This is a genomic window from Diaphorobacter sp. J5-51 (assembly GCF_001023515.1).
Taxonomy (GTDB): domain Bacteria; phylum Pseudomonadota; class Gammaproteobacteria; order Burkholderiales; family Burkholderiaceae_C; genus Diaphorobacter; species Diaphorobacter nitroreducens.
Window position 1 is genome coordinate 42,152 of the sequence record NZ_JSYI01000134.1, and the last position, 12,494, is coordinate 54,645.

The 12,494-nt window shown below is 67.9% G+C and carries 12 protein-coding genes; 7 read left to right on the forward strand and 5 right to left on the reverse strand.

Annotation, left to right across the window (positions count from 1 at the left end; all coding sequences use genetic code 11):
* Positions 1 to 222 precede the first annotated feature (222 nt).
* Positions 223 to 2,862 carry an EAL domain-containing protein gene (locus OX89_RS16840; RefSeq protein WP_234305592.1) on the forward strand — a complete coding sequence of 880 codons (2,640 nt, stop codon included), beginning with the start codon at positions 223 to 225 and terminating at the stop codon, positions 2,860 to 2,862.
* Here OX89_RS16840 and dusA read toward each other — a convergent pair.
* Complete coding sequence (gene dusA, locus OX89_RS16845; RefSeq protein ID WP_047351482.1) at positions 2,852 to 3,907, reverse strand: tRNA dihydrouridine(20/20a) synthase DusA; 1,056 nt, start codon at positions 3,905 to 3,907, stop codon at positions 2,852 to 2,854. The genes OX89_RS16840 and dusA overlap by 11 nt on opposite strands.
* Before the next feature lie 234 nt (positions 3,908 to 4,141).
* Here dusA and OX89_RS16850 point away from each other — a divergent pair, with 234 nt between their 5' ends.
* Positions 4,142 to 5,095 carry an AEC family transporter gene (locus tag OX89_RS16850; RefSeq protein WP_047351510.1) on the forward strand — a complete coding sequence of 318 codons (954 nt, stop codon included), beginning with the start codon at positions 4,142 to 4,144 and terminating at the stop codon, positions 5,093 to 5,095.
* Positions 5,096 to 5,139: 44 nt separating this feature from the next.
* Here the strand turns inward: OX89_RS16850 and pdxH are convergent, their stop codons facing one another.
* From pdxH to OX89_RS16865, 3 genes are read right to left on the reverse strand one after another with little or no spacing between them, the layout of a single operon-like run.
* A complete protein-coding gene (gene pdxH / locus OX89_RS16855; RefSeq protein WP_047351511.1) occupies positions 5,140 to 5,793 on the reverse strand; it encodes a pyridoxamine 5'-phosphate oxidase in 654 nt (217 codons plus the stop codon).
* 38 nt (positions 5,794 to 5,831) lie between these two features.
* Positions 5,832 to 6,359, reverse strand: a complete 528-nt coding sequence (locus OX89_RS16860) for a superoxide dismutase family protein (protein ID WP_047351483.1) — start codon at positions 6,357 to 6,359, stop codon at positions 5,832 to 5,834.
* 33 nt (positions 6,360 to 6,392) lie between these two features.
* Entirely contained in the window at positions 6,393 to 6,986 is a 594-nt protein-coding gene (locus OX89_RS16865) for a gamma-glutamylcyclotransferase (RefSeq protein ID WP_011805299.1), read from the reverse strand.
* A gap of 62 nt (positions 6,987 to 7,048) precedes the next feature.
* On the opposite strand from OX89_RS16865, the gene OX89_RS16870 reads away from it, so the two are divergent.
* Positions 7,049 to 7,588, forward strand: a complete 540-nt coding sequence (locus OX89_RS16870; RefSeq protein ID WP_015913400.1) for an OmpA family protein — start codon at positions 7,049 to 7,051, stop codon at positions 7,586 to 7,588.
* Positions 7,589 to 7,771: 183 nt separating this feature from the next.
* Here the strand turns inward: OX89_RS16870 and OX89_RS16875 are convergent, their stop codons facing one another.
* Positions 7,772 to 8,797 carry a LacI family DNA-binding transcriptional regulator gene (locus OX89_RS16875; protein WP_015913399.1) on the reverse strand — a complete coding sequence of 342 codons (1,026 nt, stop codon included), beginning with the start codon at positions 8,795 to 8,797 and terminating at the stop codon, positions 7,772 to 7,774.
* A 244-nt stretch (positions 8,798 to 9,041) separates the two neighbouring features.
* Between OX89_RS16875 and OX89_RS16880 the strand changes: the two genes are divergently transcribed.
* From OX89_RS16880 to OX89_RS16895, 4 genes are read left to right on the forward strand one after another with little or no spacing between them, the layout of a single operon-like run.
* The gene (locus OX89_RS16880; RefSeq protein WP_047351512.1) at positions 9,042 to 9,560 is read left to right on the forward strand and encodes a gluconokinase; all 519 of its coding nucleotides are present in this window, start codon (positions 9,042 to 9,044) and stop codon (positions 9,558 to 9,560) included.
* Positions 9,557 to 10,078 (forward strand): TRAP transporter small permease, encoded by a 522-nt coding sequence (locus OX89_RS16885; RefSeq protein ID WP_047351484.1) that lies wholly within the window; start codon positions 9,557 to 9,559, stop codon positions 10,076 to 10,078. The genes OX89_RS16880 and OX89_RS16885 overlap by 4 nt, the downstream gene beginning before the upstream one ends.
* An 8-nt stretch (positions 10,079 to 10,086) precedes the next feature.
* The gene (locus OX89_RS16890; protein WP_047351485.1) at positions 10,087 to 11,367 is read left to right on the forward strand and encodes a TRAP transporter large permease; all 1,281 of its coding nucleotides are present in this window, start codon (positions 10,087 to 10,089) and stop codon (positions 11,365 to 11,367) included.
* 44 nt (positions 11,368 to 11,411) lie between these two features.
* Positions 11,412 to 12,422, forward strand: a complete 1,011-nt coding sequence (locus OX89_RS16895; RefSeq protein WP_047351486.1) for a TRAP transporter substrate-binding protein — start codon at positions 11,412 to 11,414, stop codon at positions 12,420 to 12,422.
* Positions 12,423 to 12,494: the final 72 nt, after the last annotated feature.

The window sequence follows — 12,494 nt, forward strand, 5'->3', positions numbered from 1 at the left end:
GGTCAAGGGACAGCCACGGATGGTAAGGCAGGGAAAGGCCTGCGGCGGCCCTCGGCGGGGTAGGACAAGGCCGCGTCCCACAGACGGGCCGCGCTGCGCACGGCAATCTGGCGCTTCCCTATTGTGTTGCGGCGGTCGCTATGCGACGCTTGGAAACGCATGAATAAAGAGGTGGCTGCCCCGAGGGGGTTCGCACAGCACTGGGCCCCATGGCATCCGGGCATGATTGCAGCAGTGGTGCTTTCACTGCTGCTGCTCGCCGTCACCTATCTGGTCTGGCAGGGTGTGGAGCGCGCACGGGACGAGCGCCGGCTGCAGGCTTTCGCCTTGTCCGTGGACCGCGTGGTTTCCAACCTGTCGGACCGCATCGCCGCCTACGAAATGGTGTTGCGTGGCGTCAAGGGCTACTACGAAGGCTCCGACAGCATCGACCAGCAGGAATTCCAGGCCTATGTGGAGGCCTTGCACCTGCCGCAGACGCGCCCGGGCCTGCAGGGCGTGGCGCTGCTGTCACGCGTGGCGGAATCCACCGGGGCGCGCACGGGGCAGGCGTTGATCACGCACATCGCACCCCAAACGCCGGAAAACCAGCAGGAATTGGGACAGGATGCCATGCTGCAGCCGGCGCGGCGCGAGGCGCTGCTGCGCGCGCGCGACTCCGGGACGCTGGCGCTGTCGGGCCCGCTGGGCAGCCGCGAAGGGAATGCCGGCAGCTCCCTGGTCATGTACCTGCCGCTGTATGCCAGACACGCTGCCGTGGACACTCTGGCCCAGCGCCGCCAGAACATTGCAGGCTGGGTGGCCGCGCCATTTCGCATGGACGACGTAATCCAGGGCCTGGCGCGCGAGCTGGACAGCGACCTTGCGCTGGCCATCCACGACGGCCCCTCGGTGGCAGGTGGGGTGCTCGTGTTTGCGTCGCGCACGGACTATGCACCCCACGCGGTCAATGGCGGGCTGGAGGCCGTGCGCAGCTACGACGTAGGCGGCAGGCGCTGGACGCTGGTGCTGTACCCGCTGCCCTCATTCGAGCAGCGCTTCGAAGGATCCACACACCATCTGGTTGCCCTGCTGGGCGCCGCCTTCAGCCTGCTGGCGGGATGGTTCGTGGGGCAGCAGGTGAACGCCCGGCAGCGGGCCATGGCGCTGGCCCGCGAGATGACGCGCGAGTTGCGCCGCACGCGCGATGAGCTGGAAGCCACGCTCAATGCCGTGCCCGATCTACTGTTCGAGGTGGACGCACAGGGAGGCATCCACCACTACCGGTCCGCCCGCGCGGACCTGATCGGCACGCGCGCCCAGGCGCTGGTGGGGCGCACGCTGGGGGATGTGTTGCCGCCCGCTGCCGCCGCCGAATGCATGGCTGCGCTGGACGAGGCGGCCGAGTACGGTTATTCCGAAGGGCGGCAGTACAGCCTGGACATCGGGGGCAGCCAGCATTGGTTCGAGCTGTCCGTGGCCTGCAAGCAGGGGGGGGCGCCGCAGACCGGGGGCGGCCCGGGCCAGCGCCACTTCATCGCGCTGTCGCGCGACGTCACGCGGCGCCACGAAGCCGAGGCCGCCATGTACCGGCTCGCGTATTTCGACGCGCTCACCGGCCTGCCCAACCGCCGCCTGCTGCTGCAGCGCCTGCAGGATGCACTGGTCACGGCCCAGCAGCAGGGGGGCATGGGCGCGCTGTTCTACATCGACCTGGACAACTTCAAGGAGATCAACGACGCGCGCGGCCACGGTGTAGGCGACGGGCTGCTGGTGCAGGTCGCCGCGCGCCTGCAGGACGCGGCCGGGCCGCAGGAGACCGTGGCACGGCTGGGGAGCGACGAATTCGTCCTGCTGGTGCCGCGGCTGGGCGACACCCCCTCCGTTGCGCGTGAGCAGGCCTGCCGGCGCGCCCAGCAGCTGCGCGAATGCCTGGATGCGCCCTATGACCTGGGCGGGGTGCACTACGGCAGTACCGGCAGCATCGGCGTGACGCTGTTTCCCAAGAACGGTGAGGCCGTGGAAGACCTGCTGCGCGAGGCCGACACGGCCATGTTCTGTGCCAAGGACCGGGGGCGCAACCAGGTGTGCTTCTTTGAGCAGGACATGCACGCCGCAGCGCAGGAGCGCCTGGCGCTGCTGCAGGACCTCAAGAGCGCGGTCGACAACGACGCGCTGCTGACCTATGCGCAGCCGCAGGTGGATGCCGCCGGCCAGCTCATCGGCGCGGAGCTGCTGCTGCGCTGGCCGCATCCGCAGCGCGGCTTCGTGCCGCCGGCGCAGTTCATCCCGGTGGCGGAACAGGCGGGGTTGATCGTGCGCATGGGTGCGCGTGTCATCCAGCAGGCCTGCGCCACGCTGGCCGAACTGCACCAGCAGGGCCGGGCGCTGTCGATCTCGGTCAATGTCAGCCCCCGCCAGTTCCGTCAGGCGGACTTCGTGGAGCAGGTGCGCGCGGCGCTGCACAGCACGGGCGCGCCCGCGGCGCTGCTCACGCTGGAGGTTACGGAAAGCCTGCTGGTGGAGAACTGGCAGGACACCGCCCGGCGCATGCACGAGCTGGTGGCGCTGGGCGTGCGCTTTTCCATCGATGACTTCGGCACCGGCTACTCTAGCCTGGCGTATCTGAAGCGCCTGCCGCTGTACGAGCTCAAGATCGACCGCAGCTTCGTGCAGGACGCGCCCTCCGACGCGAACGACGCGGCGATCGTGCAGGCCATTCTTTCCGTCGCACGCCACTTGCGCCTGCGCGTGGTGGCCGAGGGGGTGGAGACGCGGCAGCAGGCGGACTTCCTCATCGCCCACCACTGCCATGGCCTGCAGGGCTATCTGTTCGGGCTGCCGCAGCCACTGCGGGACTGGCTGGCGGGCCTCAAAGGCTGAGCGGCTCCGTTGGCAGGGCGCCGGCTTGCACGGCGCTTGCGCGCAGTGCATCGGGCGCGGTGGCGCCCGGCTTGGTGCGCGCCAGGGCCATCACTTCGCGCGCGGCCAGGTGTTTCAAGCGGTGGTCGCTCCACACCTGGCGCCAGCGTCGCGCGCCGGGCAGGCCGTTGCGCAGGCCCAGCATGTGGCGCGCCACCGCATACCAGTGCGTGCCGTGCGCGGTGGCTTCGCGCTCCATGTAGGCCACCATGTCTTCCTCGACCTGCTCGCGCGTGAGCGCGGCGGGCGCGGCGCCAAAGAACTGCTCGTCCCAGCGCGCCAGCCACCAGGGGTTGTGGTAGGCCTCGCGGCCCACCATCACGCCATCCACCCGAGCCAATTCCTGCAGCACCGCGGCGTCGGTCTGAAAGCCCCCGTTGATGGCGATGGTCAGTTGCGGGAAGTCGGCTTTCAGCCGGGCCGCGACGTCGTAGCGCAGCGGGGGAATCTCGCGGTTCTCTTTGGGCGACAGGCCCTTCAGCCACGCATTGCGCGCATGCACGATGAACACGCGGCAGCCCGCGTCGGCCACCACGCCCACGAAGTCGCGCACGAAACCGTAGTCTTCGTTCTGGTCGATCCCGATGCGGTGCTTGACGGTGACCGGGACCTGAACCACGTCCACCATGGCTTTCACGCAGTCGGCGACCAGTTGCGGCTCGTTCATCAGGCAGGCGCCGAAAGCGCCGCGCTGCACACGCTCGCTGGGGCAGCCGCAGTTGAGATTGATCTCGTCATAGCCCCACTGCTCGCCCAGACGGGCGCAGTGCGCCAGGTCGGCCGGCTCGCTGCCGCCCAACTGCAGCGCCACGGGGTGCTCGGCCGCGTCAAAGCGCAGATGGCGCTGCACGTCGCCGTGCGCCAGCGCACCGGTGGTCACCATCTCGGTGTAGAGCAGCGTGTGGCGCGACAGCAGGCGGTGCAGGTAGCGGCAGTGCCTGTCGGTCCAGTCCATCATCGGCGCAACGGACATACGCCAGGGACTGTGGGCGATGGAGGAGGGCATAGCGTGCACGGTGAAGGACGGGGCGGTCTGGGGGACAAGGGAGCGGGGCGGGGGCCAGTATTGTCCCAGGTCCGGCGCTGCGCCACAGTTGCAAGGGATTTAGGGCGTTTTCGGCCTCCAGCGCTTGTCCATCAAGCGCTGGCAGCTATTAATTCATGAGTGCAAGCGCGCCGCATCCCCAGGCCCTACACTTGCCGCCCGGCGCCGCGCCGGCACTTCGACCCTCTGCCCACCTTGCTGTCCTCGATCCTCGTTCCCCTGGTTCCCGTCATTCTGTGCATCGGCATCGGCTACCTCACCGCCCGCGTGGGCTGGGTGCGCGCCACGGCGGTGCCAGATCTGTCCAATATCGTGTTCCTGGTGCTCACGCCCGCGCTGCTGTTTCGCACCATGGGCAATGTGCGGCTCCAAGAGCTGGACTTTCAGCCCGTGCTGCTGTACTTCAGCGCGGCGGCGCTGCTGTTCGGGCTGACGCTGGCGTTCAGCCGGTTCTCCACGGCCGCGGCGGCGCGGGCGCTGGCGCACACCTTCAGCAACCTGGTGATGATCGGCGCGCCGCTCATGGGTCTGGTGTATGGGCCGCAGGGCCTGGTGACGCTGTTCACGCTGGTGTCCCTGCATTCGCTGGTGCTGCTGACGGCGGCCACCATGGTGTTCGAGCTGGCCGAGGCGCGCGAGCAGCAGCGCACCTGCATTTCCGCGCCGCGCCCCGTGGCGCACACCGTGTGGCAGGCCGTGCGCAACAGCATCGTGCACCCGGTGCCGCTACCGATCCTGGCGGGCCTGCTGTTCGCGCAGACAGGCTGGAAGCTGCCCGAGATGCTGGACCGCCCGCTGCAGGTGCTGGCGGCGGCGCTGGGGCCCATGGCGCTGCTGCTGGTGGGTATTGCGCTGGCGCACACACGCATTGGCAACCACTGGCGCGGCGCGTTGCGGGTGGCGGTGATCAAGAACCTGGCGCTGCCCGCCACGCTGGGGACGCTGGCGTGGGCGCTGGGGCTGTCAGGCCCGGCGATCGCGGTGATGTTCACCGCCGCGGCCATGCCGGTGGGCGCGAATGTGCTGTTGTTCACGCAGCGCTATGGCGTGATGCAGGAGGAGGTGTCCTCGGCCATCGCGCTGTCCACCGCGCTGGCGCTGATCACGCTGCCGGTGGTGCTGGTGTTGGCGCAGTTCTTCATGCATTGAACATGCGTTGAAGACGCGCGTGGAGCAGGGCGTCTTCCGGGCGCTTACGGCGCCAGCCGCTCGCGCTCCCACGCGCCGCCCTCCAGGCGGTAGCGCAACCGGTCGTGCAGGCGGCTCTTGCGGCCCTGCCAGAACTCCCACTGATCCGGCCGCAGGCGAAAGCCCCCCCAGTGCGGCGGGCGGGGCGGCTTGAGCAGGAACTGCGCGCCGTACTTGGCCGCGTTGGCCACCAGCACACCCCGGCTGGGGATGACCTGGCTTTGCGGACTGGCCCAGGCGCCGATGCGCGAGTCCAGCGGGCGGCTGTGGAAGTAGGCGTCGCTCTCGGCCTCGCTCACCTTTTCCACCACGCCCTCGATGCGCACCACGCGCTCTAGTTCCACCCAATGGAACTGCAGCGCGGCATACGGGTTGCCCGCGATCTGGCGGCCCTTGCGGCTGTCGTAGTTGGTGTACCAGACGATGCCCTGCGCGTCATACCCCTTGATGAGCACCACGCGGGTGCTGGGACGCAGGTCGCTGCCCACGGTGGCCACGGTCATGGCGTTGGGCTCGGGCACCTGGGCAGCTATGGCTTCGCGCAGCCATTGGTCGAACTGCTGCAAGGGATCGGCGTGGGAGGCGTCCTCGCTGAGCTCGGCGCGTTCGTAGCTCTTGCGCAGGTCGGCGATGGAGGAGGAGAGAGGGCTGTGGCTCATGCGGGGATTGTGCCCGCAGGGCGCCCAGCCCTGCACGATCAGCGACCGGCAATTACCGCGCACGCCAGGCGCGCGCCCGCGTTGCCGGTAGGTTGGGTGACGTAGTCGTCGGGGTTGGCATGCACGATCAGGCCGCGACCCACGATGTCGGTGGCGCCGGAGCCCACGCGAATGCTGCGCGACTCGAAGTTGAAGGTGGCCACGCCGTTGCCGTCCGCGCGCAGGCTGGGCAGGTCGCCGGTGTGGTGCGGTCCCTTGCCGTGTTGGCCATGCGGTGTGCCCGTGGGATTGAAGTGGCCGCCCGCGCTGTTGCCGTCCCCGCTGGAGCAGTCGCCTTTCTCATGAATGTGAAACCCGTGCTCCGCCCCCGGCTTGAGCCCGCTGACCGTGCCGCTGACGCGCACCGCATCACCGCTCTGCACGAAGCGCACCGTGCCCTGGGTGCTGTTGCCGCGCGTAGGCTCCAGCCGGGCGGTGGCCGAGGGCGCGCTGGACAGGGATGCGCAGCCGGCGAGTGCGACAGCAGCCGCCAGGGCCGCGCCCGTGGGGAGGTAGCGAAGGGACATGCGATTTCTCCAGGAGGGTTGAAAACCGCCAAACTAACGCGGTTCGCGCGCCAACGCAATCAGACGCGAGAGCGCTCGGTCGTGGATGCCCATGCGTTGCAGCTCGGCGTGCGTGGCCTCGGCGTAGTCGCGCGTGGTGCCGTAGATGCCGCTGGCCTGCGCGAAGATGCGGCGGTATTCCTCGTCCGCCAGCACGCCCGTGTGGCTGGGGCTCTTGCGCGACAGCGTGAACGCCAGCGCGCGCACCGCACCTTGGGGCGTGCGGCAGTTGAGCCAGCGCGGGTCGTATACGCCCAGGACCATCTCGCGCTGCCACAGGTTGACCATGACCTGGCGCGCGTGGCTGTGGCCCACGCGGAACACCATGCCGCGGCAGCTGCCGCCCGACAGCATGCCGAACACCAGGCCCGGACATTCGGGCGTGCCGCGGTTCACGCGGCTCCACATCTTCAAAGCCCGGTGCCAGCCGTGCACCGTGGCCGCGCGTCGCTCGGCGTAGCCAAAGTCGGGCCGCCAGATCAGCGAGCCATAGCCAAAGATCCACAGGTCGTCCCGCCCGCCCCATTCATGCAGCGCGCGGTCGAGCATGGGGGCGGGGTCACGCAGGGGAGCGGCAAGCGGCGGCATGGCGAGACTCTACAATCGATGGGTTTTGTCCAACGCACCGATTATTCACGGGAGTTCTCAACATGTCCTTCAACAGCTCCGACGACGACAGCCAGCAACGCTTCGCACTCGGGTTCCTCTTTGCGCTGATCGCGCTGGTGGTCTCCACCGTCGTGGGCGTGGTGGTCTACAAGCGTGGCATTGCCCACGCCCCCAAGGCGCCGGCCGCCGCTGTGGCCCCTGCGGCTGAGGCAGCCGCGCCCGGCGTGGTGATCATGATCACCGAGGACGCCGCCAGCGTGGTGGTGGAGGGCGGTGTGGTGAAGTTCTTCTTCGCCACCGGCAAGGCCGAGCTGGCCCCGGGCGCCAACGAAGCGCTGGGCGACGTGGTCAAGGGCGTGGTGGACGGCGGCAAGACCGCGGTGGTGTCGGGCTTCCATGACGCCACGGGCGACGCGGCCGTGAACGCCGAGCTGGCCAAGCAGCGCGCGCTGGCCGTGCGCGACGCCCTGAAGGCCCTGGGTGTGGCCGAAGAGAAGGTGGAGCTGAAGAAGCCCGAAGCCACGCAGGGCAGCGGCAGCAATGCCGAGGCGCGCCGCGTGGAGGTGATTCTGGCTCCCTGAGCCTGGATGCGCCAAGCCTGCGAAAGCCCGGTAATGCCGGGCTTTTTTGTGTCTGGCGTGCTACATGTTCAATAGCTGGTCGCGCTTGTTTGAAGAAGGATTCAGGTACTTTTTTGCCTCGAGTGCTTGATTTGCAAGCGCGAACAGCTACCAAAGCTGTAGCGCACTGCGCTGTATCCTTGTTCACGTACTCTCGCGCACGATCAGCTCGTAGTCCAACTGCACGCACTGCGGCTGCGCCAGCGTGCCGCGCATCAGGCCCAGCAGCATGTCGGCGCCGGCGCGGCCGACTTCGCTGCGCGGGGTGCGGATGGTGGTCAGCGGCGGCACCATCTGCGCGCTGCCGGCCAAGTCGTTGAATCCCGCGACGGCGATGCGCCCCGGCACGTCGATGCGCATGCGGTTGGCCGCCAGCAGCCCGCCCTGGGCAATGTCGTCGTTGCAAAAGAAAATGGCGTCCACGTCGGGCATGCGTTGCACCAGGTCCTCGAACAGCCGAGCGCCCAGGGCGATGGAAGAGCGCTCGGGGCTTAGCAACTCCAGGCGCGGGTCGTACAGGCCCGCTTCGCGCAGAGTGCGCCGGTACCCTTCGGCGCGCTGCAGCACGCGCGGGTCCAGTTGCGCGGCGCAAAAGGCGATGCGCTTGCGCCCGCGTTCCAGCAGGTGGCGCGTGATGGTGGCGCCCGCGTCCTGCTGCGAAAAGCCCACGCAGGCCACACCAGGCGCGGCGCTGGTCTCCATGAGGTGCACGCAGGGCACGCCGCTGTGCACGATGAGCTGGCGTGCGGCCTCGCTGCGGTCGAACCCTGTCACCAGCAGGCCGGCGGGGCGGTGGGGCAGGTAGGTGCGCAGCAGCAACTCTTCCTCGGCGCTGTCGTAGTGGGTCACGCCGATGAGCGGCTGAAAGCCCTTGGGGAACAGCGTGCGGTGCACCGCCTCCAGCAGATCCACGAACAGCGCGTTGGACAGCAGCGGCACCAGCACCAGCACCTGCGTGCTGCGCTGCGACGCCAGCGCGCGCGCGGCCGGGTCGGGTACGTAGCCCAGCCGATCGGCCGCCTCGCGCACGCGTTCGGCCAACGCAGGGTCCACGGTGCGTTCGCCGCGCAGGGCACGCGACACGGTGATGGGACTCACGCCGGCGGCGCCTGCCACGTCGTTCAGGGTGATGCGGCCGCTGGAGCGGCGCGGTCGTCGGTTGGCGGTCAAGGGTTATTCCTAGGAATTCTGGCCAAAATTGTCCCTTAAGATAGCGCTATCTTTCATGGGGTTTTCGCGGGTTTGTGGGGAGGAGTAGCTTCTCCCCATGCGATGCAGCGAAATTTCTCCATGAGAAGCCGCGGCGTGAAGCCGTGAACTTCGGGTGAACGGCTTGCGTCCTGGGATGCAGCCGTTTTTTTGAATCTTTAAAGATAGCGCTATCTTGACCTGTGACATCGATGCCATCGTGGTGATGGGCGTTTCCGGCTGCGGCAAGTCCAGCGTGGGCGAGGCCTGCGCAAAAACGCTGGGCTGGGTGCTGCATGAGGGCGATGCCCACCATGCTCCCGAGAGCATTGCCAAAATGCGCGCCGGCGTGCCCTTGACCGATGCCGACCGCGCGGGCTGGCTGGACCGGTTGGCCGCATTGCTGGCGGCGCCTGCGGGCACGGCGGGCGTAGTGCTGACCTGCTCGGCGCTGCGCCGCAAATACCGCGATCGCCTGCGTGCGGGCAACCCGCGCGTGGGATTCGTGTTTCTGGCGCTGGACTATGAGCAGGCATTGCAGCGCGTGCAGACGCGCGCGGGGCATTTCTTTTCGCCCGCTCTGGTGGCCGATCAGTTCGCCACGCTGGAGTCGCCCGAGGGCGAGCCGCGCGTGTTGACGCTGGATGCCACACGCCCCGTGGACGAGCTGGCCCGGTCCGTCGTCCAATGGCTGCGCGGCAACGCAGCTGCTTCTCTTTCGTCGTCTTCCGGAGACAGTGCATGAGCGCTTCTTCCCCCTCCCCGCAACAACGGCCGCGCAAGCCCCTGGTGCAGCGCCTGGCCGAGCATTTCATGGTGCTCGCACTGGCCGGCATGGTCTTGGCCGTGTTCGTCAACGTGGTGTTGCGCTACGTGTTCTCCACGAGCATCGTCTCGTACGAGGAGATCTCGCGCCTGCTGTTCGTGTGGCTGGTGGCGGTGGGCACCATCGTCGCGGCCTTTGAGGGCAAGCACCTGGGCTTCGACATGCTCACTTCGCGCCTGAAGGGCCGCTCGCGCAAGCTGCTGTTCTGGGCCAGCCAGGCTCTGGTGGCGGGCGGCATGCTGCTGCTGCTCAAGGGTTCGTGGGAGCAGGTGATCGCCGGCATGGACAGCTACAGCACCGTGCTGGGTTATCCGCTGGCGCTGGGCGCCGCGGCGACGCTGGTACTGGCCGTGGGCCTGCTGGTGGGCGTCGTGGTGGATCTGCGCCGCGGCGAGCCGCTGCCGCATGGCAGCGACGCGGAAACGTCGGTGGAGTAGGGCGCACCATGATCGTTACCGCCATCTTTCTTCTGGTGCTCATCGGCGGCATGGTGATCGGCATGCCCATCGCCCACGCCCTGGTGCTGACGGGTGTCGCCCTGATGTGGCACCTGGATTTCTTCGATTCGCAGCTGCTGGCGCAAAACCTGCAGGCCGGCTTTGACAACTTTCCGCTGCTGGCCGTGCCGTTCTTCATCCTGGCGGGCGAGCTGATGAACGCGGGCGGCCTGTCGCGGCGCATCATCGACCTGGCGCGCGCCTTCGTGGGGCATATCCGCGGCGGGCTGGGCTTCGTGGTGATTGGCGCGGCCGTGCTGTTGGCGTCCATGAGCGGCTCGGCCATTGCAGACACGGCGGCGCTGGCCACCATCCTGCTGCCGATGATGCGCGAGCAGAAATACCCGATGAGCTACAGCGCGGGCCTGCTGGCGTCCGGCGGCATCATCGCGCCGATCATCCCGCCGTCCATGCCGTTCGTGATCTACGGGGTGACGACGAATACCTCGATCAGCAAGCTGTTCCTCTCGGGCGTGGCTCCGGGCCTGATGATGGGCATCTTCCTGATCGGCGCCTGGGCCTGGATTGCGCGCCGCCACGACCTGCCCTCGATGGAGCGCGTGGCGTGGGGCCCGCGCATGAAGGCGCTGACCAAGAGCTTCTGGGCCATGATGATGCCGGTCATCATCCTGGGCGGCCTGCGCGGCGGCATTTTCACGCCCACCGAGGCCGCCGTGGTCGCCGCCGTGTATGCGCTGCTGGTGTCCATGTTCGTGTACCGCGAACTGAACCGGTCGCAGCTGTACGACGTATTCCTGGCCGCGGGCAAGACCACGGCGGTGGTCATGTTCCTGTGCGGCGCCGCCACCGTCACGGCCTACATGATCACCCTGGCCGACCTGCCCAACATGCTGGCCGACAGCTTCGCCGGCGTGATGGGCAACCCCGTGCTGTTCATGGCGCTGATGATGACCTTCCTGTTGGTGGTGGGCACGGCCATGGACCTCACGCCCACCATCCTGATCTTCGGCCCCGTCTGCGCGCCGCTGGCCGCCAAGGCAGGCATCGACCCCGTGTACTTCGGCTTCATGTTCATCTACGTGGGCTGTATTGGCCTCATCACCCCACCCGTGGGCACGGTGCAGAACGTGGTGGCGGGCGTGGGCCGGCTGCGCATGGAAACCGTGATCCGCGGCACCACGCCGTTCCTGGCCGTGTATGTGCTGCTGGCGGTCCTGTTCACGCTGTTCCCGGCCCTCATCACCGCGCCGCTGCGCTGGATGCACTGAGCTTTTCATCCCTTTTCACCCTGACTGTCCAAAGGAGACTTCCCATGCGTATACGCTTTGCTCTTGCCGGCCTCGTGGCCGCACTCGTTGCCACCGGCGCTGCACAGGCGCAGGACTTCAAGCCGCGCATCGTGCGTTTCGGCTATGGCCTGGTGGACAACTCCAACCAGGGCCGCGCGGCCCGCATGTTTGCGCAAGAAGTGGAAAAGGCCACCGGCGGCAAGATGAAGGTGCGTGCCATTGGCAACGCCTCGCTGGGCTCCGACACGCAGATGCAGCAGGCGCTGATCGGCGGCGCGCAGGAGATGATGGTGGGCTCCACCGCCACGCTGGTGGGCCTGGTGCCGGAGATGGCCGTGTGGGACACGCCGTTCCTCTTCAGCAACGCCAAGGAAGCCGATGTGGTGCTGGACGGCCCCGTGGGCGACAAGATCAAGGCCAAGCTGGAAGCCAAGGGCATGGTGGGCCTGGTGTACTGGGAGAACGGTTTCCGTAACCTCACCAACAGCAAGCGCCCCGTCGCCAAGCTGGAAGACCTGAACGACATCAAGCTGCGCGTGATGCAGAACAACGTGTTCCTCGACAGCTTCAAGGCCCTGGGCGCCAACGCCGTGCCGCTGCCGTTCTCCGAGCTGTTCACCGCGTTGGAAACGCGCGCCGTGGACGGCCAGGAGAACCCCTACAACACCATCGTCTCCAGCAAGTTCTACGAGGTGCAGAAGTACCTCACGGTGACCAACCACGTGTACAGCCCCTGGATCGTCACGGTGAGCAAGAAATGGTGGGACGGCCTGTCCGCCGCCGAGAAGAAGGTGCTGCAGGACGCCGCCATCAAGAGCCGCGATTTCGAGCGCAAGGACACGCGCGAAGAGGCCGCCAAGGCCCTGGCCGACCTGAAGGGCAAGGGCATGCAGGTCAACGAGTTGTCGGCCGCCGAGGCCAACCGCATGCGCGAGAAGCTGGTCAGCGTGAACGCAGGCATCGCCAAGTCGGTGGGCCAGCAGACCTGGGACGAGGTGAACGCCGCCGTCCAGCAGGCGCGCAACGCCAAGTAAGCGCAGGGCGGGGCAGGCGGCGGCGCCTGCCCTCGGTTCCCTGCCATGTGCCCTCGGCCTACACCTGTGTCG

Excerpts from the sequence above, each read along its gene's own strand:
- OX89_RS16840 (WP_234305592.1), top strand. The coding sequence starts at position 223 with ATGATTGCAGCAGTGGTGCTTTCACTGCTGCTGCTCGCCGTCACCTAT.
- dusA (WP_047351482.1), bottom strand. The coding sequence starts at position 3,907 with ATGCCCTCCTCCATCGCCCACAGTCCCTGGCGTATGTCCGTTGCGCCG.
- pdxH (WP_047351511.1), bottom strand. The coding sequence starts at position 5,793 with ATGAGCCACAGCCCTCTCTCCTCCTCCATCGCCGACCTGCGCAAGAGC.
- OX89_RS16860 (WP_047351483.1), bottom strand. The coding sequence starts at position 6,359 with ATGTCCCTTCGCTACCTCCCCACGGGCGCGGCCCTGGCGGCTGCTGTC.
- OX89_RS16865 (WP_011805299.1), bottom strand. The coding sequence starts at position 6,986 with ATGCCGCCGCTTGCCGCTCCCCTGCGTGACCCCGCCCCCATGCTCGAC.
- OX89_RS16870 (WP_015913400.1), top strand. The coding sequence starts at position 7,049 with ATGTCCTTCAACAGCTCCGACGACGACAGCCAGCAACGCTTCGCACTC.
- OX89_RS16880 (WP_047351512.1), top strand. The coding sequence starts at position 9,042 with ATGGGCGTTTCCGGCTGCGGCAAGTCCAGCGTGGGCGAGGCCTGCGCA.
- OX89_RS16885 (WP_047351484.1), top strand. The coding sequence starts at position 9,557 with ATGAGCGCTTCTTCCCCCTCCCCGCAACAACGGCCGCGCAAGCCCCTG.
- OX89_RS16890 (WP_047351485.1), top strand. The coding sequence starts at position 10,087 with ATGATCGTTACCGCCATCTTTCTTCTGGTGCTCATCGGCGGCATGGTG.
- OX89_RS16895 (WP_047351486.1), top strand. The coding sequence starts at position 11,412 with ATGCGTATACGCTTTGCTCTTGCCGGCCTCGTGGCCGCACTCGTTGCC.